The 21,994-nt window shown below is 73.4% G+C and carries 12 protein-coding genes and 1 pseudogene; 4 read left to right on the forward strand and 9 right to left on the reverse strand.

Annotation, left to right across the window (positions count from 1 at the left end; translation table 11 throughout):
• Nucleotide 1: 1 nt before the first annotated feature.
• The 7 genes from ACFY8U_RS00260 to ACFY8U_RS00290 form a co-directional block, all read right to left on the reverse strand.
• The gene (locus ACFY8U_RS00260; RefSeq protein WP_389563608.1) at nucleotides 2–334 is read right to left on the reverse strand and encodes an acyl carrier protein; all 333 of its coding nucleotides are present in this window, start codon (nucleotides 332–334) and stop codon (nucleotides 2–4) included.
• Complete coding sequence (locus tag ACFY8U_RS00265) at nucleotides 331–5,199, reverse strand: beta-ketoacyl synthase N-terminal-like domain-containing protein (RefSeq protein ID WP_389563611.1); 4,869 nt, start codon at nucleotides 5,197–5,199, stop codon at nucleotides 331–333. Before ACFY8U_RS00265 ends, ACFY8U_RS00260 begins: the two co-directional genes overlap by 4 nt.
• Nucleotide 5,200: 1 nt before the next feature.
• Nucleotides 5,201–12,547, reverse strand: a complete 7,347-nt coding sequence (locus ACFY8U_RS00270) for an SDR family oxidoreductase (protein ID WP_389563614.1) — start codon at nucleotides 12,545–12,547, stop codon at nucleotides 5,201–5,203.
• 682 nt (nucleotides 12,548–13,229) lie between these two features.
• On the reverse strand, nucleotides 13,230–14,099 hold the full coding sequence (locus tag ACFY8U_RS00275; protein WP_389563617.1) for an SMI1/KNR4 family protein: 870 nt from the start codon (nucleotides 14,097–14,099) through the stop codon (nucleotides 13,230–13,232).
• Nucleotides 14,100–14,128: 29 nt separating this feature from the next.
• Nucleotides 14,129–14,860, reverse strand: coding sequence for a restriction endonuclease (locus ACFY8U_RS00280; RefSeq protein WP_389563619.1), 732 nt, complete (start codon nucleotides 14,858–14,860; stop codon nucleotides 14,129–14,131).
• Nucleotides 14,857–15,066, reverse strand: a complete 210-nt coding sequence (locus ACFY8U_RS00285) for a hypothetical protein (RefSeq protein WP_361764822.1) — start codon at nucleotides 15,064–15,066, stop codon at nucleotides 14,857–14,859. Before ACFY8U_RS00285 ends, ACFY8U_RS00280 begins: the two co-directional genes overlap by 4 nt.
• A 265-nt stretch (nucleotides 15,067–15,331) precedes the next feature.
• Nucleotides 15,332–16,078 (reverse strand): class I SAM-dependent methyltransferase, encoded by a 747-nt coding sequence (locus ACFY8U_RS00290; RefSeq protein WP_389563622.1) that lies wholly within the window; start codon nucleotides 16,076–16,078, stop codon nucleotides 15,332–15,334.
• A 307-nt stretch (nucleotides 16,079–16,385) separates the two neighbouring features.
• On the opposite strand from ACFY8U_RS00290, the gene ACFY8U_RS00295 reads away from it, so the two are divergent.
• Nucleotides 16,386–16,688 (forward strand): YkvA family protein, encoded by a 303-nt coding sequence (locus tag ACFY8U_RS00295; protein ID WP_389563625.1) that lies wholly within the window; start codon nucleotides 16,386–16,388, stop codon nucleotides 16,686–16,688.
• Here the strand turns inward: ACFY8U_RS00295 and ACFY8U_RS00300 are convergent.
• The gene (locus ACFY8U_RS00300) at nucleotides 16,685–17,749 is read right to left on the reverse strand and encodes a GlxA family transcriptional regulator (RefSeq protein WP_389563628.1); all 1,065 of its coding nucleotides are present in this window, start codon (nucleotides 17,747–17,749) and stop codon (nucleotides 16,685–16,687) included. The two genes, ACFY8U_RS00295 and ACFY8U_RS00300, sit on opposite strands and share 4 nt — an antisense overlap.
• Before the next feature lie 164 nt (nucleotides 17,750–17,913).
• On the opposite strand from ACFY8U_RS00300, the gene ACFY8U_RS00305 reads away from it, so the two are divergent.
• The 3 genes and pseudogenes from ACFY8U_RS00305 (at nucleotide 17,914) to ACFY8U_RS00315 (ending at nucleotide 21,605) form a co-directional block, all read left to right on the forward strand.
• The gene (locus ACFY8U_RS00305; protein WP_389563631.1) at nucleotides 17,914–18,741 is read left to right on the forward strand and encodes a dienelactone hydrolase family protein; all 828 of its coding nucleotides are present in this window, start codon (nucleotides 17,914–17,916) and stop codon (nucleotides 18,739–18,741) included.
• Between the two features lie 184 nt (nucleotides 18,742–18,925).
• Nucleotides 18,926–19,570, forward strand: a complete 645-nt coding sequence (locus ACFY8U_RS00310) for a TetR/AcrR family transcriptional regulator (RefSeq protein ID WP_389563634.1) — start codon at nucleotides 18,926–18,928, stop codon at nucleotides 19,568–19,570.
• A gap of 60 nt (nucleotides 19,571–19,630) precedes the next feature.
• Nucleotides 19,631–21,605: pseudogene (locus ACFY8U_RS00315) on the forward strand (alkyl/aryl-sulfatase).
• Between the two features lie 34 nt (nucleotides 21,606–21,639).
• On the opposite strand, the gene ACFY8U_RS00320 reads toward ACFY8U_RS00315, so the two are convergent.
• Nucleotides 21,640–21,978, reverse strand: a complete 339-nt coding sequence (locus ACFY8U_RS00320) for a gas vesicle protein K (RefSeq protein WP_389566064.1) — start codon at nucleotides 21,976–21,978, stop codon at nucleotides 21,640–21,642.
• Nucleotides 21,979–21,994: the final 16 nt, after the last annotated feature.

The following is a 21,994-nucleotide window of genomic DNA, read 5'->3' on the forward strand; positions in this document are numbered from 1 at the left end:
CTCAGTCACGCCCCTCGGCCTTCAGGCACAGACAGACGTGTTCGACGAGCCGGCCGACACTGAGTTCGATGATCTCCTCCAGCTCCATGGAGGCCACGAACTCGGCGAAGTTGACCGCACTGCCGTAGCGGTCCTGGAGCAGGCCTGCGAGCGTCACGAGGTCGATGCTCTCCAGTTCGAGGTCACGGCCGAACCGGGTCTCCATCGTGATCTCGGTGTCGTCGAGCTCGTACCCCTCCAGTACCTGTTCGATCATGCCCGTCAGTTCGGCGAGGACCGCTGCCTCGTCGCCGGCCCCGGCGGGCGCCGGGCCGGAGGGCTGGGTGGTGGTCACGTCTGGTCCCTCTCGTCACGGGTGGTGCCCGCCCCCGGCTGCTCCGGGTCCGGGCCGGTGGTCCAGGCCACGACGTACGCGCGCGGCGGCAGCCCGGGCGGATTGGCGACCCGCTCGCACCTCACCCGGTACGTACGGGCGGGCGCGTCCGGCAGGCGTACGGTCACGGTCAGCCGGTCCGCTCCCGCGCGGGTCACCTCGAAGTCGCGTGGCCGCCCGCCCAATCCGGTGCCCTGGGCCTTGGCGACGGCCTCCTTCGCCGCCCAGAACCGGGTGAACCACAGCGCCGCCGGTTCCCCGCCGGCAGCCTGCCGGGCCGCCAGCAGCTCCTGCTCGGCCGGCGAGAGCGCGGTGGCCACGGTCGCCAGGGTGGGGTCGGCGACCTCCTCGATGTCGATACCCAGGCCGCCCCGCGCGGCGCCGGGGCCCTCGTCCGCATCCCATGGCCGGTGCCGGGCGATGGCGACACCGGCTTCGGCGCAGTGGGCGATGGACACGTCCAGCGGCGGTAGCTCCCGGCCGTGGCGTCCGGTGACGTACGGCCGTCCCGACGCCTCGTTGGCGACGAGGAGCTCGGCGGGGTAGACGGGACCCTCACCGCCCGCCCAGAGCAGGCGGCGTACGGAATCCTTGGCCGCGATCCGGCCGAGCAGCCACTGCCGGCGGCGGCGCGGCGGCCGCTCGGCGTACGCCGAACGTTCGGGGCCGCCCAGCGCGTTGCGCATGATCAGCTCGCGTGAGGCGAGGTCCGGCCAGCGCTCGAACACCAGCGACCAGCCGCCAGGGCGGTCGGTGGAGAGGGTGTTGCGGTCCGGGAAGCGCTCCACGGGCCGGGTGTGGGGGTCGTTGTCGAAGCGCCGGTCCTGCCAGCCGGTCAGTTGTGCCCACAGCCGCCCGGAGACGGTGAGCACCGCGTCCGCTTCGAGCACCGTGTCCGTGAGCGACACGATCCGGATCACGCACTCCACCGGTGTGCCGGGGGCCGGATGCGGGCCGAAGAAGCGCATGTGCCGCATCCGCACCGGGAAGACCACGGTGCGTTCGGTGTGGGTCGCCATGATCCAGTAGCCGAGCACCTGCCCCACGTTGTCCAGCAGGGCGCCTGGTGCGGGCGGCGTGGTCAGCGTGGCGCGGACGTGCCGGTCGCCGATCGCGGACAGCCGGGTCATGCCCCGGTACGACGGGCCGTGGAACATCCACCGCTCGTCGTAGACCTGCTCGGCGGTGTGGACGGGCACGCGCTCCGAGGCCGGGTCGGGGGCCTGTGGCGCGGAGGGAGCCTGGGGGTGGCGGGCGGCCAGCTCCACCACCGCGCGGGCGTGGGGACCGAACGACACTGCGACCCGGTCAGGACCCCGTGGCGTCACGGTGACGGGCACGTCCACGGGATCGGCAGCCGTGAGCCACCGGTCGAAACAGGCGTCGTGCACCGCCACGGCCACGCTGCCCGGTACGGAGCGCTCGGCCGCCTCCATCAGGTGCGCCACGATGGTGGTGGCGGGCACCACGGGCCAACGGTCGGCGACGTCGGGCCAGTCGGCACGCTGCGGGAAGAAGCAGTGGTCCAGCAGGTACGGCATCCTGTCCACGTCGACCCGTACGTACTCGTGCCGGACGGCGCGGGCGGCGTCCGCCGCGGTCGACGCGGGCGCGGGAGCTGTGGTGCCGGGCCTCACGGACGTGGCGGGCGGTGCGGTCATGGCCCCCGCCGGACCGGCGGACTGCGGTGCCGGGCGGCCGCGAACCGTACCGGCGGGCGGCCGGGTCGTACCCGCCGCGGAGATCAGAGTGGCGGCCGTCTGCGCGGTTTCGCGCAAGAGTGCTGTCAGTTCGGCCGCCATCGGTGACACGGACGCGGCCGGCGCGAGGGCGGCGGCCGGATCGCGGGTCAGCGCGGCCGAGAGCGCGGAGTCCGGCGGAACGTTCACCAGCGCGGCGCCCAGGTCGAGGCGTACGCGCTGCCGAGCCGGTTCCCGGGAGGGCGCGGGCGACGGGACGGGAGTCCCGGGCGCGTCCAGAACGCGGGGGTCGGTCTCCGCTCCGGCTGTCCACAACGCGGTGGCCACCCGTCGGAGCTGCGCCAGACCGGAGCGGTGCGGGGAGTTGGCGGCGACGACCAGGTGGTCGCGCGCGGCCAGGGTGTCCCCGACGAGAGAGCCGAGCTGCCCCGGCCCTGCTTGCACGAAGACGCGGAAGCCCTTCTCGTACAGGGCTTCGGTCAGGGAGCGGAAGCGCACCGGTTCGAGGAGGTGGCGGACGAACAGGGCGCGGACGGCGGCTTCTTCCGTGGGGAAGGGCGCCGCTGTCGTCCCCGACCAGACGGGTATGTACGGGGCCCGGAGCCGCATCCCGTCGGCGGCCTCCTTGAAGGGCCCCAGGCACGGTTCGAGCATCGGAGTGTGGAAACCGGAACGGAACGGCAGGACGCGCACGAGGACTCCCTCGGCGCGTAACCCGGCCGCGAACGCATCCACGGCCTCCGGCGGCCCGCACACCATCGACTGGTTCGGGGCGTTGTCGTGGGAGAGGACGACGGAAGGGTGCCCGCCGCCGGCCAGGACACGGGTCACCCGGTCCGCGTGGGCGCCGACGGCGGCGTACGCGAGGTCGGCGGCCCGTACCGTCTCGGGGTCGAGGGCGGCCATGAAGGCGTCGACGGCCGCCTCCTCGTACAGTCCGCCGACAGCCATGGCGGTCCATTCGCCGACGCTGTGCCCGGCGACGGCGTCGGGCACGACGCCGATTCGGCGCAGGGCGGTGGCGAGCAGCCGTCCGACGGCGACGACACCGAGGCCGTGCCGGCCGAGGCCGCCGACGGGCTCGCGCACGTGGTCGTCGGAGTGCGGCAGCGGGGCGGCGAGCGGCGGCCGGGGCAGCCCGAAGTGGTCGGCGATGTCGTCGACGCGGGGAGCGAACTCCCCTTCCAGGCCCGGGAAGAGGAACGCGGTCCTGCCCGCCCGGCCGTCGCCGAGGAGCGGGCGGGGACGGAACCAGACGTCGTTGCGACCGTGCCACGCCTCGCCCTTGGCGACGACGCGGCGGGCGAGTGCGAGCCGCTTGGGCGTGGGGCCGACGATGCCCAGCCGTACGGGTCCGGCGGTACTTACGGGTCCGGCGGTACTTACGGGTCCGGCGGTACTCGCGGGTCCGAAGGTACTCACGGGTCCGGCGGTACCCACGGGTCCGAAGGCACTCGCGGCACCGGAAGCAGCGTCGCCGGGCCGGGTCTGAAGGTCTGGGGCGTCCAGCAGGGCACCGAGCGCCTCGGGCGTCGCCGCGCTCAGGAGCAGCACGGGTTCCCGCTCCCTGACCACGGCCCGGCGGCCGGGCGGGGCGGCGGGGGGAACCGCCGTGGAGGATCGGCCGCCGGAGCCGGCGGGTGCCTGTTCCAGGACGACATGCGCGTTGATGCCGCCGAAGCCGAACGCGTTCACGGCGGCCCTGCGCGGGCGCCCGGGCGGACTCACCCAGGGTGCCGCCTGGGCGAGCGGGAGGAAGCGCGTCGCGGCCAGCGCCGGGTGAGGTTCCTCGCAGTGCAGGGTGGGCAGCAGTGTGCCGTGGTGGACGGCGAGGGCGGCCTTGACCAGTCCCGCGACGCCGGCTGCCGGCATCGCGTGCCCGATCATGGACTTCACGGACCCGATCACCGCTCCGTCCCCGGGTTGCGCCTGGTCCGCAGGATGCGCCGGGCCCGTTCCTGAAGGCGGGGGCGGTGGGCCGAACACCTCGCGGAGCGTAGCCAGTTCGGCGGCGTCACCGGCAGGAGTGCCGGTGCCGTGGGCCTCCAGCAGGCCGAGTGAGCCCGGCTCGGCGGGATCGAGGCCTGCGGCCCGCCAGGCCGCGCGGACCGCCCGGGTCTGCCCGGCGGGGTCGGGATTGACCAGCCCCGACGCCCGGCCGTCGCTGCTGACTCCGGTGCCCCGGATCACGGCGTAGACGCGGTCGCCGTCGCGCTCGGCGTCGGCGAGGCGCTTGAGGACCACCACGCCGGTGCCCTCGCCGATGAGGATGCCGTCGGCGCTCCGGTGGAAGGGCCGGATGCGCTCGCTGGGCGAGAGCGCGCGCAGCTGCGAGAAGACGCTCCACAAGGTGATGTCGTGGCAGTGGTGCACTCCCCCGGCCAACATCACGTCGCAGCGTCCGGAGACGAGCGCGGCCACCGCCTGGTCCACGGCGAGCAGCGACGAGGCGCACGCGGCGTCGATCGTGTACGCCGGGCCGCGCAGGTCGAGACGGTTGGCGACCCGGGAGGCGGCGAGGTTGGGCACCAGACCGATGGCGTCCTCCGGGCGGGCGGGACCGAGGCGATCGGTGAACGCCTCCCGTACACGCTCCAGTTGATCCGCTCCCAGGCCGGGCACCAGGTCGCCGAGCGTGCGTACGAGCTGCTGTGCCGTACGGACCCGCTGGTCGAGGCGGACCAGGCCGGGCGTGAGGTAGCCGCCTCGGCCGAGGACGATGCCGACCCGGTCGCGGTCGGGCAGCCGCTCAGCGCCGCCCGCGTCCGCGAGAGCGCTCGCGGCGACGTGCAGGGCGATCAGCTGGTCCGGCTCGGTGCCGGGCACCGAGTGCGGCATGATGCCGAACCGCGTGACGTCGACTTCCGCGACGGCGTCGACGAAGCCGCCGCGCCGGCAGTACACCCGGTCGGCCGCGGCCGGTTCGGGGGCGCTGCCCGGGTGGTAGTAGTCGCGGTCCCAGCGTCCCGGGGGCACGTCGCCGATCGTGTCGACGCCGGCGGTGAGGTTGTGCCAGTACGTCGCCAGGTCGGGCGCGCCCGGCAGCATCACCGCCATGCCGGTGATGGCGACGGGGGCGTGGGCGGCGCCGGCGTGGGAGGACGCTCGGTGCGCGGGGAGGCCCATCTCACCACTCCGTGGCGGTGTGGACGACCGAGCGGACCGTCTCCTCACCCCAGGCGAGTTCCCGCAGCAGGGCCAGGGCGCCCTCCTCAGGATCGATGAGCGTGATCCCGCGCTGTGCGTAGTGGCGGACCATCTCGGGACCGACCATGCCGGTGTGGTCCTCGGACGGCGCCCAGGGACCCCAGTGGACCGTCAGCGCGCGCCTTCCCGTCCGTGCGGCCCAGGCTGCGCCGAGTGTCTCCAGGGCGTCGTTGGCGGCCGCGTAGTCGGACTGGCCGCGGTTGCCGAGTACGGCGGCGATGCTGCCGAACAGCACGGCGAAGGACGGAGGTCGGGGCAGCTGTTCCACGGCGGCGAGCAGCGCCGCCGCGCTCTCGGTCTTCGTGCCGTAGACCCGCCCGAACGACTCGGGGGTCTTCTCCTCCATCAGCCGGTCCTCGAGGATCCCGGCGGCGTGGATCACGCCGTCGACGCGGCCGTGCTCGGCGTGGATCTCCTTGACCGCCTGGAGCACGGCGGCCGCATCCCGGCAGTCCACGCTGCGGTATCGGGCCCGGCTGCCCGCGGCGCCCAGCGCGTCCAGCGTCGCGGTCACCTCGCGCTGGGCCAGGATCAGGTCCGCGGCGCGGTCGATCGCCGCCGGGGTGTCGTAGCGGCCGGTCCTCGCGAGCACGGCCCGCAGGGCCGCGCGGTCGGGGGCACAGGCGGTCTCCGGATCCTCGGGGCCATTCGGCACAGGAGTGCGCCCCAGGAGTTCGATCCGGCACCGGGAGGCGTTCGCGAGAACGCCCACGCACCGTGCGGTGATCCCACGGGCTCCTCCGACGGCGACCACGACGCTGTCACGGTCCAGGCCCAGGGCCGCAGCCTCGGCGGCGCCCTCTCCGGAGGGACCCGCACCCGCGGCCCCGAGCGCGCCGAGCGGCGCGGCGGTCAGTTCGGGAGCGAACCGCCCGGCCCGGGTACGCAGGACGACGGGGAGGGCGTCGTCCGCGAGGAGTTCGGCCAGGAGCGCGTCCGCCGCGCGGGCGGGGGCCGTGTGGGCGGGAGCTGCGTGGGCGGGAGCCGAGGGGGCGGGAGCAGCGTCCGCCGTGTGGGCGGGACTCGTGTGGGCGGGACCCGTGTGGGTGTGTGCGGGAGCCCCGTCCGCCGCGTGGGCGAGAGCTGCGGGCGCCCCCAGGTCCAGAACGACGCAGCGTACGCCCACGGCCGGGTACTCGCGGGCGGCGGTCCGCAGGAGGCCGTCCACCCCGGCGGCCCTGACCCCGGCCGCGGCGCGGGCGAGGAGCAGCCGCCTCGGTCCGCGCCGCAGGACGTCCCGTACGAACGGGAACCCGGCCGGCAGGAACGGTGCACCGTCCTCCCCGAGGGCCGAGAGGACAACGACGCCGTCCATGGGCCCGTCCGCCTCGACCGGGGCGTGATCGGCCCCGAGGACGACCGCCTCGGCGCCGAGGCGGGTCAGGCGGGCGGACAGTTCCGCAGCAGTGCCGCGGAAGCCGCCGGTGCCGTCGCCGAGCAGGGCGTAGCGCGCCCCGGCGAGCCCGGCCGCTCCCGCCCGTGCCTCGGGCTCCGGTGCGGGAACCGGCGACATCCGTAAGCGACGGGGAGCGGCGATGTGGGGCCGGTCTCCCGGAGCACCGTCGGGCGCCGCCGACTCCCCCGGCGCGGGGCTGGCGACGGGACGGGCGACGGCGCCGGGGACCGGATCGGCGACAGCGCCCAAGGCTTCTCCGCCGGACAGACCGGTCGCGCCGACCGCTCCTCCGCCGGACAGACCGGCGGCGCGGGCGAACATCCAGTGCGCGATCGCCGCGGCGGTCCGGGCGCGGGTCAGCTCCTCCAGCTCCGCGTCGTCCAGGGCGGCCGGGGTGGAGTCCTCGGTGTTGCCCAGCCGTCTGGCCAGCTCACCGGCGATCTCGGCACGCTTGATGGAGTCGACGCTCAGGTCGGCCTCCAGGTCGAGGTCGGGTTCCACCATGTCCAGGGGGTAGCCGGTGCGCTCGCTGATCAGTTCCAGGACCGTGCGCAGCACCCCCTCCTCGGTGAGAGCCTCGGCCATGGCGCTTTCCGCCGCTGGCGTGCGTGTCTGGGGTGAGTCAGGGGCGGGGACCGCAAGCTCGGCGTACAGGAGTCTTTCCGGCTTCTGAGGCGCCGTCGGCTCTCCCGCGGAGGGTCTCTCCCCCGGGGCGGCGCCGAAGTAGGCGAGCAGGACGTCGCGTTGCGCCGCGATCATGTCTCTGCTGGTCCGGAGGAACTCGGCGACAAGGGCGTCCGCCTCACCGGCCGGCGGCTGACCGGGATTCGTTGTCACGGGGGTCTCCACGACTCGTCTGGCCGGCGCGAGGGCGCCGGGGAGCGGATCACCGGACGCGGTGCGGACGAGGTGTCCGTCCACCGTCCAGCCGGCGCGGCGCGGTGCGGATGTCCGGTCGATGTCGATGTCTACGGCGTCCCGGCCTCGGAACATCCAGTCCGTCACGACCGGCAGCCCGGCGGCGGCGAGCCGGGCGAGAGCTTCCAGGAGGCCGGGGAGGCCACTGTCGGCTCGTGGCTCGCAGGCCACGACACGGTGCGGGCGCCCGCCGAGGATGTCGGCGACGAGCCGGGTCAGGACGCTGCCGGGCCCCACCTCGACGAAGGTGCGCGCGCCGGCCTCGTACATCGCCTCGATCTGCTCCACGAAGCGCACCGGGGCGCCGATCTGGGCGGCGAGTTCGTCGCGTACGGCGTCGGGATCGGGCCCGTAGGGGCGGGCGGTGCGGTTCGCCCATACGGGGAACTCGGGTGATCTCAGAGCCTGTTGCTCCAGGACCCGGCGGAAGGGGGGACCTGCGGCGTCGAGCAGCGGGCTGTGGAAGGCGCAGGCGACCGGCAGCCGCTTCGCGCCGTGACCGGCGTCGCGCAGCCGACCCAGCGCCGCGTCGACGGCGGCCGTCGGCCCGGACAGGACGCTCTGCCGGGGAGCGTTGTGGTTGGCGACGACAAGGCCGTCCGGCAGCGGCGTGCCGAGAGCGGCCCGGATCTCCTCGGGGGTGGCGGCGACGGCGGCCATGGCACCGGGATCGTCGCCTGCCGCGCCGAGGACGGCCGCGGCGCGCGCGGCGCTGAGGCCGGGCAGGGCGTCGGGGTCGAGGACACCCGCCGCACACAGGGCGACGAGCTCGCCGTAGCTGTGGCCGGCGGCCAGGTCCGGGTGGACACCGGCGCGGGTGAGGAGCTCGTACGCGGCGAGTTCGACGATGCCCAGGGCGGGTTGGGCCGCCCTGGTGTCGGTCAGGGCCTGCCGGGCGCGCTCCCGCGCGGCGTCGTCGAAGGCGGCGGGCGGATAGAGGGCTCGGGGGACGCGGGCGCCGCCGGTCTGGAGCAGGCGTCCGAACTCGGGGAAGGCCGTGAACAGGTGTGCGGACATCCCCGGGCGCTGGCTGCCCTGCCCCGGGAACAGGAATGCCGTGAGGCCGGGGTCGACACTCTCCTCCGCCGCGAGGTGGACGCCGAGAGGCGGGCCACCTGGCGTGGTCGACGACCGTGCTCCGGCGGCGACATCACCTTGTGGGGAGAGGCGGGCGTCACCCGCCCCTGCCGCGTCGGACACCCGGGCCCCGTCGGACACTCCGGGCGCGTCGGACACTCCGGGCGCGTTGGACACCCCGGCCGTCTCGGGCGACCCCGCGTCCCTGGCGTCGAGGACATCGAGCGTGTGCCCGAGCCGCAGGCACAGGCCGGCCACGTCGTGGGCGACGAATGCGGCGCGTACGGGTCCGTTGGCCCGGCCCGCGCGGTGCGAGGCCGTGGCGGCCAGGTCGCGCAGCCGCCATGGAGCGGTTCCGGTCTCGGCCGCGGTGGCGAGGTCGAGCAGCTCGGCGACCGCACGGCGTGCCGCCGCGCGCGTGGTGCCCCGGAAGGTGAACAGCTCCGCCGGCCAGACATCCCTGGCCTGGGCCGGTGGAGGACCCTCGCCGCCGTGCGCGGCGAGGACGACGTGGAAGTTGGTCCCGCCGAAGCCGAAGGCGCTCAGGCCCGCGAACCGCCGCTCCGGCGCGGTGGGCCAGGGCAGCGCCTCCCGGTGGAAGACGAACGGGCTCTCGCCCTCCTTCCATACGGAGAGCGGCTGCTCCAGATGCAGCGTGGGCGGCCGTACGCCGGTGTGCAGGGCGAGCGCGGTCTTGATGAGCCCGGCCAGGCCCGCGGCGCACTTGGTGTGCCCGATCTGCGACTTCACCGACCCCAGGACGCACGCGCCGCGCTCCGCACCCGCCTCGTCGAACACCTCGGTGAGTACGCCCAGTTCCGTACGGTCGCCCACAACCGTGCCGGTGCCGTGCGCCTCCACCAGGGTGACCTGCGCGGGCGAGATTCCGGCATTGCGGTAGGCGCGTTCCAGAGCGGCGCGCTGGCCCTCGGGGCGCGGGGCGGTCAGCCCGAGGGAGCGCCCGTCGCTGGAGCTGCCGACCCCCTTGATGACGCCGTACACGCGGTCGCCGTCGCGTTCGGCGTCCGCGAGGCGCTTCAGGACGACGCAGGCGACGCCCTCCCCGAGGGCGATGCCGTCGGCGGTCTCGTCGAAGGGCCGGGAGCGGCCGGTGGGCGAGAGCGCGTGCACGGAGGTGAACAGGGCGTAGTCGTTGATGCCGTTGTGCAGGTCGGCGCCGCCGCACAGCATCAGGTCACTGATGCCGAGCACCAGTTCCTTGCAGGCGGCGTCGACGGCGGCCAGGGAGGAGGCGCAGGCGGCGTCGACGGTGTAGTTGGCACCGCGCAGGTCGAGGCGGTTGGCCACCCGCCCGGAGATGACGTTGGCGAGCATGCCGGGGAAGGAGTCCTCGGTGAGCCGCGGCAACTGCTCGTCCAGCTCGGCGGGGACGTGACCGTAGTAGGAGGGGAGTACCGCCCGCAGGGTGGCTGCGTTGGCGAGGTCGCTGCCCGCCTCGGCGCCGAAGACGACACCGGTCCGCGTACGGTCGAAGGCCCGCCCCTCCTCCCCGTACCCGGCGTCCTCCAGGGCGCGCCGGGCGGTTTCGAGGGCGAGGAGCTGTACGGGCTCGATGCTGCCCAGCGAGGCCGGGGGGATCCCGTACCGCAGCGGATCGAAGGGGATCCGGGGCAGGAAGCCGCCCCACTGGGAGGCGCTGGCGGCACCTGGCTCCGGGGAGTGGTGCACGGCGGGGTCCCAGCGCTCCGGTGGCACTTCGGTGACGGCGTCGTACCCGTCGAGGACGAGCGCCCAGTAGGCGGCCACGTCAGGTGCCTGCGGGAACATGCAGGCCATGCCCACGATCGCCACGTCGAGCGGGGCGGGTTCGGGCATGGGGGCGGTGGCGCCCGCGGCCGTGTCCGCACCGGGTGCGAGGCGGCCTCGGAACTCGGCGGAGCGCCGGCCGACGAGGTCGGCGGCGCCGTCGGTGACGGACGTGTGCAGGGCGGCGATCGTGGTGGTCGCGGTACGCAGTACCGCCACCTCGCCCGCCATGAACATCCCCTCGGCGTACTGGCGGGCCTCGTCCACGGGCGCCAGAACTCCGGCTGCGGTGCGTTCGACGCCCTTGCTGGCGATGCGCAGCCGCCCGACGTTGAGGCGTTCCAGCCGCTCCCACACCTCGCGGCCGGGGACGCCCTCGGCGCGCAGCGCGGCCTCCGCGTCGCGGAAACCGTCGCTGAACGGGCTGGGGACGCAGCGGGTCGCGTGTCCGGGGGCGGTGCGCAGCAGTGCGGTGCGCTCGGCGGCGAGGACCTGCCGTTGGAAGAGCGGCTGTACGGCGCCGCACGCGACGGCTTCGTCGGTGAACAGATAAGCGGTACCCATCAGGACGCCCACCGCGCAGCCACGTGCGGCGAGAGGGGCGGCCAAGGCGGCGACCATGGCCGCGGAGCGCGCGTCGTGGACGCCGCCGGCGAACAGCACCTCGACGCCGGCGGCGCCGTCCGGAGACCCGCCTTCGGCTTGGTCCATCCAGTCGCCGATCACGGCCAGTTGGGCTTCCCAGAGTGGGAAGCTGTTGCGGGGACCGACATGGCCACCGCATTCGGCACCCTCGAAGACGAACCGTCGTGCACCCTGGTCCAGGTACTGGCGCAGCAGCCCGGGCGAGGGTACGTGCAGGAAGGCCTTGATCCCGTCGGCTTCCAGGTCCCGCGCCTGCGAGGGCCGGCCTCCGGCGATGATCACGTGTGTGGGCCGGTGGGCGCGTACGGCCTCCAGCTGTGCGGTACGGGTCTCCTCGGGGGCGAAGCCGAGCACGCCGACGCCCCAGGGGCGGCCGGCCAGAGAGGCTCCCGCCTCGGCCAGCAGGGCGTGGGACTGGTCACGGCCGGCGAGGGCCAGGGCCAGGAAGGGCAGGCCGCCGCCGTCGGACACCGCCCGGGCGAAGTCGGCGCCGTCGCTGACACGGGTCATGGGGCCCTGGGCGATCGGCAGGCGGGTGCCCAGGGCGCGGCTCATGGGCGATCCCGAACGCAGGACGCCCGCGACGCCGTCCCCTTCGACGGCGGCCGATACTGCCTCGGTGACGGCGCGGACGGCGCCCGCGGCGTCGCGGAAGCGGTCGGCGAAACGAGCCGCGAGGAAACCGTCCTGACCCACGGGCAGCAGTTGCCTCTCCGGGTCCCGGCCGCCGAGGAGGGCCGCCACTCGCTTCGGGTCGGCGGGCACGTCATCCGCGGACACGCTCCTGGGAACGCGGCGGTGCAGGAACCGGTAGCCGGCCAGGACGGTGGTCTCGGAGCCGTCCATCCCGCGCAGCACGGACGCGACGGTCGCGGGAACCGCCGACTCGGCGAGGAGCGCGAGCTGGGTGTCGAGCACCACCCCTGCGGCCCCGCCCACCACGGCGGCGGCGGCCGTGCCGGGCGCCATGCCGCCCCAGGCCCACACCGGCGGGCCATCGGGGCCGACCAGGTCGAGGAGTTGCTGGAGCAGGACGAACGTGCCGAGCTCGCCGATCCGGCCACCGCACTCGCTGCCGCGGGCGATCAGACCGTGGACGCCCACGTCCAGGGCGGCCCGGGCCTCGTCCGCGCCGGTCACCTCGGCCAGTACGCGCACACCGTCGGGCAGCTGGCCGGGCCTCCAGGCAGCGCCGGCGCCGAGCATCACGGTGTGGGGCAGCACGCCGCCGCGAACCAGGCTGTCGACGGGTAACCGGCAGCGCGGCCCGACGCGGACCCCGTGGCGGGTGGGAAGCCACCTGCGCAGGTCACCCCACGCCGCCCGCGCCGCGCGGTCCCCGGTCCCCAGGTCCAGCACGCCAAGCCCTCCGCCGCGCGTGACGGCGGCCGCGAGCCGTGCGTCGGGCTCGCCGAAAGGAGTCAATCCGATGACCAGGTCCAGGACGTGCTCTGCCGACGTCATAATTCTCCGAATGTGCGATGCATTGCCCGGGAAAGAATTTCGGTCAAACAAAAGAGCCGAACGAAGGCATAGGGTCGCGCGGGCCCGCAACAGGAAGTCGGGCCGTTCGGTGGACGCAGCGAAACTAGCGGCAAGTTACTGAAGGGTCAACGCCGCTGCCCTGATCCGGAGCGTGCTCAGTGCCGGGCGAAGTGCTGCCGCAGGGCGGTCAATTCGAGAAACGAGGCTCCGCGCCCCGCGTGCTGCAGAGAATGAGAGGCGTGAATTCATTGCACACCCAGATGCTCGACCACGCCGAAAGTACTGGCCAGTAGGTCACCCCGACGCGGCGCCGCTCGTGCCTCTGTCCGATTCTCACCCACGACACACGGACTGCTCCTCCCGGTCGGCCCACGGCGAGTTGTTCCGGCCAAGCTCTTCGGCTCGGTCCCGCGCCCGGAACCCGCGCCGCCCGCCGCCCGGGCACCACGCCCGACGTCCCGGCGAGCTCCGCGCCACGGCACAAGGCCCCCGCTCCGCGACCGCGGAGCGGGGGCCTCGCATCAAGGACAGCGGGCCGCTTGCGGCGGCGAGGTCACGAGCCTTGGTGACGGCGCGCGCTGCGGGTGAGGCAGCCTTGGCGGAAATGTCGTCCACCTGCGTGGGACTCGCCCGCCGATGGCACCGGCGATGCGCGACCTGGTCAGCGGTAGTCGTTGAGCCAGTCGCCCGGGATCAGGTCACGTACGCGGTCCATGGCTTCCACCGTCCTGCCGCGAGCCAGGACGGCCGTGCCGTCGTCGTCGCGCAGAAGGGCGTCTCGGCCCGTGAACCACCGGGTCTCCTCACCGACCGGGTACGCCGGGAACGCGAGCCGGTCGAAGTGCGTCTCGAGCAGCTTGACGCTGTCGTCGTCCGGGTCGAGGAAGTCGCAGAGCTCTTCATCGGCCTGCAGGGACTCGGACAGAACGATTTCGACGAAACAGAGGGAGAGACGCTCCAGCCACTCCTCCCATCGCTCGGCGCTCTTGTCGGCAAGGTCGAGCCGGATGAACACCGCGGGATCGTCGTCCTGAAGGCTGTCGAGGAGGATGCCCCAGGATGCGGCCCCCTGGTTCTCATGCCGGAAGACGAGGGCCTCCTCGGCCACGTCGACAAACAGCTCTGCCGGTGCGAGCAGCACGTCGTGGTTGCTGGTGAGATCCTGTCGGCGTCCGAACAGCAGATACGCCTCACGCAACGCTGCAGGCAGTCGGAGACCCAGCCGCTCCTCGGCAGCGCCGAGATCGCCTTCCGCCCATCCGTCACGGCCGGCCAGAGCGGCACCGGCCCAGTGAGCGGCGAAGTCCTGGATGAAGGCCCAGGCACCGCTGCGGTTTTCCACGCCTCTGGCGAGCGACGCGCCGAGGTCGAACCCTTGTGTCATGCCAGGACGATAGCCGTCCCGCTCATCAGCCCTCCGGCCGCCCGAAATCCGCGCGCGGAAGATCCGGCGCCAGCGGAGATCGACCTGCCTGAGCTCGACTTGGCGGCCGTAGGCAGCGTCAGGATGCTTCTCACCGTCAGACGGCAAAGGCCTGAAGGCGACCGGGGCCCTGCCGGTCAGGACAGGCCGGTCGCTCTGCGAGGCGGCGGGACGGCTCGGAGCAGTTCCCACAGGGGGCGCGAACCCGTCGCCCAAAGGGCGAGGGTGTGGCGGTCGACGACGTGGAGGCGTTGCTGCTGGGCGAAGGTCACGGCCGGTGCGGTGACCCGGCCGTTCGTCACGATCAACGCGACGTCCGCGCCGTGGACCTGGCGGGCGGTGCCGTTGAGGACCTGGAGGTCCGGGGTGCCCACCGCGGAACCCGCGAGGCCGTTGCGGCGGTGCTTGCACTGGATCACCCAGCGCCGCCCGTAGGGGTCCGTGGCCTTGACGTCGGCGCCCAGGTCACCGCCGCCCCCGACGCGGACCGCGTCCTGGCAGCCGTCACGGTGCATCAGCTCTCGTACCGCTTCCTCGAACCGGGTGTGGTGGAGGGCGTCCAGTTCGGACAGGGCGTACCGCAGGCCCTGCGCCCGGACCGCCTGCCAGCGGTCCCTCTGGCGCTTGCGGTGGAGCCGGCCGCCGCCGGCCAGCACCGTGAGGACGCCGAGGACGACCAGGACCCACCAGTGGGCCAACAGCCAGTTGACGAGGGTCACCACGACGCCGATGGCCAGGGCCGCGGCCACAAGAAGAACGATCAGCCGGTCGTCTGCGCGTTGCCGCCGCCCGCCCGGCCTCCGAGTACGCCGCCGCGTCGGCGGGCGTCTTGTCGTCGCCCCTCGGCCCCTGCGCGCGCGGGGGCTCATCGGCCGGCCTGTGTGACGCCGCTCGCGAGCTCCCCCAGGACGTTCAGGATGCCCTGGCCGACCACCGTGGGGGCGAGCACGACGCCCAGCGCCAGGACGATGACGACGGTCAGCTTCTCGTCGAACCGGCTGCGGGCCTCCGTACGCCGCCGCAATCGCCAGAGCACGATGACCACGAGCAGCACGGCCACGTTGATGGTCAGCAACCGTCCAGTCCTCCCCCACAACCAGCCGGCACAGGCGGGGAGGCAGCGCGCCACCCCGGTCTCCTTGTGTAGCCGGACCTCAGTGATGTCGGAGGCAGGTTGCCGACAAACGGCACAAATGCTTCCGGTCCTGGCCGAAACCGCGCCACCGGACGGCTCCGCCCCGACCGGGCCGGGCCGGGCCGGGCCGGGGCAGAGGCCTGCGAGGGCAAGGGGGGCCATCCGTCCCACGCCGTCCGCCGGGTTCAGGCCGAGGCCGAGGCCGTCAGGCGCGGCAGCGCAGCATCTCGAACGCCGGGTTGGCGCGGTAGTCCGCCCAGAACGCGTCACCGTACGCGGCGATACCGGCGGGCGACACCTCCGTCGGCACCCACGTGATCTCGCTGAACCCCGCCTTGGCCAGACACGTCTCGAACACCTCCCGGCGCGCCAGGCCGGCGGTGAAGGAGATCGGCGCCCCCTCCAGCAGCGCGGTGACCTTCACCCGCGGCCCGGTGCCGCCTTCCTCGCCCGTCAGCTCGGTGAGGAATCCGTACGGGCGCGACGACGGCCCGGAGAAGTCGTAGTTCGGCGTCTGATGGAGCATGAAGAACTCTCCACCACTCCTCAGGTTCTCGTGCACCTTGCGGCACAGGTGCTCGAACTCGGCCACAGTCTCCGCATAGTTGAGGAACATCACCGCCGTGGCCACATCGAACGGCTCCTGCGCCGGCGACAGGTCGGCCACATCGCCGGCCTCGTAACGCACGCCCAGCGGGGCGGCCTGCTCGATTCCCTGCGCGGCACGGATCATCTCACCGGAAACGTCGATGCCGAACACGTCCACCGCGCCACGCCGTTTCAGCTCACGACTGTAGAAGCCGGTACCACAGGCCAGATCGATGACCTTCTTGCCGGAGACGTCGCCGACCAGGCCGAGAAAGCTCGGCGCCTCCACATACCGGGCCAACGGCAGGGACTTGAAGCCCTCGAACGCCTCACCGATCTCGTCGTACGTCTGCTGCGCGCTCATCGCACACTCCTCCCGTAGCGGTGTCCTGCGGTGTCCTTGTCCCGGACATCCGGCAGTCTCTCCATATGCGACAGCGCGCCCGCACTGGCAGAACCCACAAAGACCGAGCGACGCATCCGGCAGCCACACGAAAGCGATCCCCTCAACTCGGGTGGACGGGTGGGGCATTGCCGCATCGGCAGCGTCGTGTGACAGGCGACCGCCGACGAGGCCGGGCGATGAGGCCGGGCAGCGGGCTTGGCGTAGCCTGCAAATCCCGGCGCACGGATGAGGCGCGGCGGGACGCCACGAGGGTAGGAGAGCAATCATGGACAGCACCCTCTGGCTCATCGTGGCCGTGGTTCTCGTGCTCGTGGTGGCGGGCTTCGCGGCCGTTCTGCTCGTACGGGTCTTCCAGGCGCGCAAGCTGCTGCAGGACGCCGGCGTCCCGTTGCAGCACAAGGCCCTGTTCTGGACGGCGGTGGTGTACACGATCTCGCCGATCGACCTGATCCCGGACCCGGTCTACCTGGACGACATCGGCGTACTGCTGGTCGCCCTGCGGGCGCTGCACGCGGCGGCCGCCAAGACGGGGAACACACGAGACCGGCTCACCCGCCCGGGGGTTTAGTCGGGCGGCGCGAGCGGCCGGCCCGCGCGGCGGAAGGCGGCGCGGTAGGTGCTGGGGCGGTGGCCTGTGTGGCGGGCGAAGAGGGCGGCGAAGGTGCCGGGGTCCTGGTATCCGACCGCCGCCGCGACGGCGGCGACGGTGCGGTCGGTGGTCTCCAGGAGGTGGCGGGCGCGGCGTACCCGGGAGGCCTGCAGATGGGCCAGCGGAGTACGTCCGGTCTCCTCGGCGAAGCGGCGCAGCAGCGTGCGGGTGCTGACCCGGAAGGTGTCCGCGAGCGCGGCGAGGTCGTACCGCTCGGCGAGATTCTGGTCGAGCCGCCGCATGACCCGCTGGGAGAACTCGCTGCCGGGCTGCGGCAGGAGCCGCGGGTCCACGTACGGGGTCTGGGAGGTCCGCGCGTCGTCGACGAGCGCCACCCGCGCGGTCGTCCGGGCCACCCGGGCGCCGCTGTGCCGGTGGATCAGGTCCAGCGCGAAGTCGTACATGGCGCTGAAGGCGGCCGTGGTCGTCACGCCCGTGTCCGTGACGACCAGGTGCTCCGGCCGGACGTCGGCCTCCGGGCAGCGCCTGGCCAGCTCGCCGGCGTGCAGCCAGGAGGTGGTGGCCCGGCGCTCGGCGAGCAGTCCGGCCTCGGCGAGCAGGAACGCGCCGACGCAGAGGGAGACGACCGCGGTGCCGGCGTCGGCCTGCGCGCGGATCGCCGCGGTCTCGGGCGCCAGCGCGGCGAGGCGTGCGTCGAGGTCGGCGGCCGGGCCCAGCTCGAAACCGGGGACGACGAGGACGTCGACCTCGCGCAGGGGACGCACGTCCAGGCGCGCGCCGCCCGAGGCGGTGACCCGGTGGCGAGGCGAGACGATCGACACCTGGTAGCCGGCCGCCTCCGGTCCGGCGACGTGCGCGGCCATCGTCAACAGGTCGGGAACCCCGAAGACTTCGGACGCGAAGCAGCCGGGATAGGCGAGGACGCCGACCCGTAGCGCCCCCGGCCCGGCGCCCGGACCTCCACGCTCCTCCGCCCGCCGCGTCGCAGCCGCCTCCGGCCCCGCGTCCGCGTCCGTCATCGTCCCCCTGCCCCCGTCGCCCGTCGTCCGTCGCGTGCCGGTCGTCGCCCGTCCCCCGTCCCCCGTCTCAAAGCGTGCCGCTCGTCGTCGCGTGGCGAGATTACCCCTGGGCTTGGCGATCCTGCCTCTCAACGGCCCGTCGGGCGCCGGGCCACGCTGTCCCCATGACCGACGATCCGATCAGCGATCTCACCCGCAGGAGCGTGGCCGTGGAGGGGGTGGAGAAGACGGTGTACGTGGCCGGGGCCGGGCCCGCGGTCGTGGTGCTGCCCGAGATGCCGGGCATCAGTCCCGATGTCCTGCGACTCGCCCGCTGGGTGCGGGACGCGGGCTTCACCGTTTACGTGCCCTCGCTCTTCGGGACGGACGGCGCGTTCCCCATGGTCGAGGGCGGCCGGGAGGTCGTCCGCCGCGCCTGCGTCAGCGCGGAGTTCCGTGCCTTCGCCGGCGGCGGCACGAGCCCGGTGACGGTGTGGCTGCGGGGTCTCGCACGCCAGGCGCACGCCGCGTGCGGCGGGCCCGGGGTGGGCGCGATCGGCCTGTGCTTCACCGGCAACTTCGCCCTCACCATGGCCCTGGAGCCGGCGGTGATCGCCCCTGTGGTCAACCACCCGTCGCTGCCGCTCGACGACCCCGGCGGACTCGAGCTCGACGCGGCGGATGCGCGCGCGGTGCGTGACCGGCTCACCCGCGACGGACTCACCGTCCTCGCCTACCGCTTCGAGGGCGACCGCTGGTGCACGGGGCAGCGTTTCGCCGCCTACCGTGCGCTTCTGGGCGAGTCGTTCGACGGACGCGTCCTCCCGGACAGCGCCGCCAATCCGAGCCCGCCGCCCTTCTTCGCCGACCTGGTCGGCACGCCACACAGCGTGGTCACCGCCCACCTCGTCGACGAGGCGGGCCACCCCACGGTCCGGGCCCGAGACGAGATCATCGCCTTCCTCACCGACCGCCTGCACCCGCACGGACAGCCGGCCCCAGCGGAAGGGTGAGACCGCGAACGGACGCAACGTCAGGGGTACCTGGCCGGCGGCACTCCGCACGACGCGCACGGCGACCACGCAGTGCGCCCGAGTCCTCCACTTCCTCGGCGTCCTGCCGTCCTCCGCGTCCTGCCGTCCTGCCGTCCTGCCGTCCTGCCGTCCTGCCGTTCTGCCGTTCTGCCACCATGGGCCGGTGAGTGACACAGAGGCGGGGAAGGGCCCCGGGCGGCCGGAGACCGGCGCCCGCGGGCGGCGCCGGCGGGACCCGGAATGGACCTACGCGGCGCTGCTCGACGCGCTGCTCGGGCTGATCTCGGAGGGTGGCCGGGAGCCCACCCGGAAGGCGATCGCGGAGCGGGCGGGGGTGTCCGAGCGGACGGTGTTCGTGCACTTCGCCGACCGCGAGGCGCTGTACGTGGCGGCCGCCAGACGGCAGGCCGAACGGTGGCGCGCCCATGCGGAACCGGTGCCGCCCGGATGGGAGACGGGACGCAAGGTGGACGCGCTGCTGGCACAGCGCGGCCGGATGTACGAGGTGATGTCGCCGATCCGGAAGGTCGGGCTGGGTCTGGAACCGGACTCGCCGGGCCTCCGCGAGGTGATGGCGGACGGGGACTCCTGGTTCCGGACGGACCTCGCCGACGTGTTCGCGCCGGAGCTGGACCGGGTGCCGGACGCCGAGGAGGCCGGAGGGCTGCTCGACGCGCTGGAGGCCGGCTCCTCGTGGGCGGTCTGGGATCACCTTCGGTCCCGTCGGGGGCTCGACGAGGCGGCGGCACGTGCGGCGATCGGCCGCACACTGCGAGCGCTCCTGAGTCCCGGGCCGCACACCCCTTGACTCGTATTGCAGTCAGACTGCAATAGTGGGCGTCCCGACCGAGAAGGGCGTCACACTGCCATGACTCCGATGAACCGGCGCGGCTTCGTCGCGGCCGCCGCAGCGATGGGCGCCGCGGCGGCCTCCGTCTCCCTGAACCCGCAGACCGCCGAGGCACTCGCCGGGCGCCTGCCCGACGAGGTCAGGACCCCCACGCGAACGGGCGGGCTGCCGTACGACGACGATGCCGACTTCGCCGACGCGGACCGCGGGTTCATCGCCGCGTTCACCGGCGGACCGATCACCACCGCCGCCGGGAAGACCGTCTGGGACCCCGGCGCGTACGACTTCCTCGGCGAGCCGGCGAGGGGCCACGACCGCCGGAAGGGCCATGACGGCCCTGACACCGTCGACCCCAGCCTGTGGCGGCAGGCGCGGCTCCTGTCACGCCAGGGCCTGTACCGGGTCACCGACCGGATCTACCAGGTCAGGGGCCTGGACCTGTCCAACATGACGATCGTCGAGGGCGACACCGGCATCATCGTCATCGACCCGCTCATCTCCGCCGAGACCGCAGCCGCGGCTCTGCGGCTCTATCGCGCCCACCGCGGCGACCGCGCGGTCCGGGCGATGGTCTACACCCATCCGCATGGACCACTTCGGCGGCTGCCGGGGCGTGCTGCCGGACGGCGCCGAGGACGTTCCCGTTCTCGCTCCGAAGGGCTTCATGGAGCACGCGGTCAGCGAGAACGTGTACGTCGGCACGGCGATGGCCCGCCGCGCGGCCTACATGTACGGGTCCACGCTCCCCAAGAACGCGGGCGCGCAGGTCGGCTGCGGGCTCGGACTGACGGTCTCACTCGGCACCGTCGGCCTCATCGCCCCCACCCAACTCATTGGCACCACGGGAGAGGAGGTCGTCCTCGACGGGGTGCGGATCCGGTTCCAGATGACGCCGGGCACCGAGTGCCAGGAAGAGATGAACTTCCTCTTCCCCGACCTGCGTGCGGTGTGCATGGCGGAGAACGCCACCCACACCATGCACAACATCCTCACCCTGCGCGGCGCCCAGGTGCGCGACGCCCATGCCTGGGCCGCCTACCTCACCGAATCGATCGGCCTCTACGACGGCACCGTCGACGTCGCGTTCGCCTCACACCACTGGCCCACCTGGGGCAACGACGCGATCGTCGCCCTCCTCACCCACCAGCGGGACCTGTACGGCTATCTGCACGACCAGACCGTCCGGTTGATCAACCGGGGCCTGACCGGCACAGAGATCGCGGAGACCTTCCGGCTCCCGCCCCAACTGGAGGACGTGTGGGCGAATCGGGGCTACTACGGCTCGCTCAGTCACAACGTCAAGGCGGTCTACCAACGGTACATGGGCTGGTACGACGGCAACCCGGCCCATCTCTGGGAGCACCCGCCCGTCGAGGAGGCCCGCCTCTGGGTGGAGTCCCTCGGCGGCCAGGCCGCGGTCCGGGCCCGCGCCCGGCACTACGCCGACCGGGGAGAGCTGCGCTTCGCCATCACCCTCCTCAATCATGCCGTCTTCAACGACTCCCGGGACAGCAGGGCCAGGCGCCAACTCGCCGCGCTCTACACCCGCCTGGGGCGGGCCGTCGAGAACGCCGTCTGGCGGAACTTCTATCTCACCGGCGCGCAGGAGCTCCTCGACGGCGTCACACCGCACGCCTCCGCCACTCTCGGCCCCGACATGTACCTGGCCCTGACCGTCGGCCAGATCATCGACAGCCTCGCCGTCCGCGTCGACGGCCCGAAGGCCTGGTCACTGCAGATCGTCATGGACTGGCACATCGGCGCCGACTACTGGCATCTTCGCCTCGCCAACGGCCTGCTCACCTGGACCGTGGACACCCGGCCGGCCGCCGACGCGGGCCTGACCATGACGATGACCAAGCCCCGACTGCTCGCCCTGCTCGCCGGAAAAGGCACCGACGGCATCACCATGACAGGCGACCGCACGCTTCTGACACGTCTGCTCGCGGTCCTCGAAACCCCCGATCCGGAGTTCCCGATCGTGACTCCGTGAGACCGGTTCTCCCGCACGTGGTCGCCCCGAGGGATCATTCCCGGGGCGGCAGCAGCGGGCCGAGTGGGCCGAGGTCGAGGTTGAGGTCGGCGAGTGTGTAGCCGTGCTCGGCGCAGAGGTCGGCCAGGGCGTCGTGCAGGGCCATCAGCGTGGCGCCCAGCTCCTCCTCCTGGTCGTCGGTGAGGTCACCGGCGTCGACGCGCCGCAGCGCCTGTCTCTCGATGAGCTGGCGCACCAGCTCCACCAGCGTGAGAACAAGTTTGAGGAGGTCCTCCTCCACGGACTCGCGGTCGGCCCGTATGCGGCGTGCGGGGCGCGGCGGTTCGCCGGCTCGGGCGGGCGGTGCCTGGATGAGGTGGAACGCGTCTCCCAGGGTGGCGCCGACCTCG

It is taken from the genome of Streptomyces sp. NPDC012508 (assembly GCF_042902595.1).
Classification (GTDB): Bacteria; Actinomycetota; Actinomycetes; order Streptomycetales; family Streptomycetaceae; genus Streptomyces.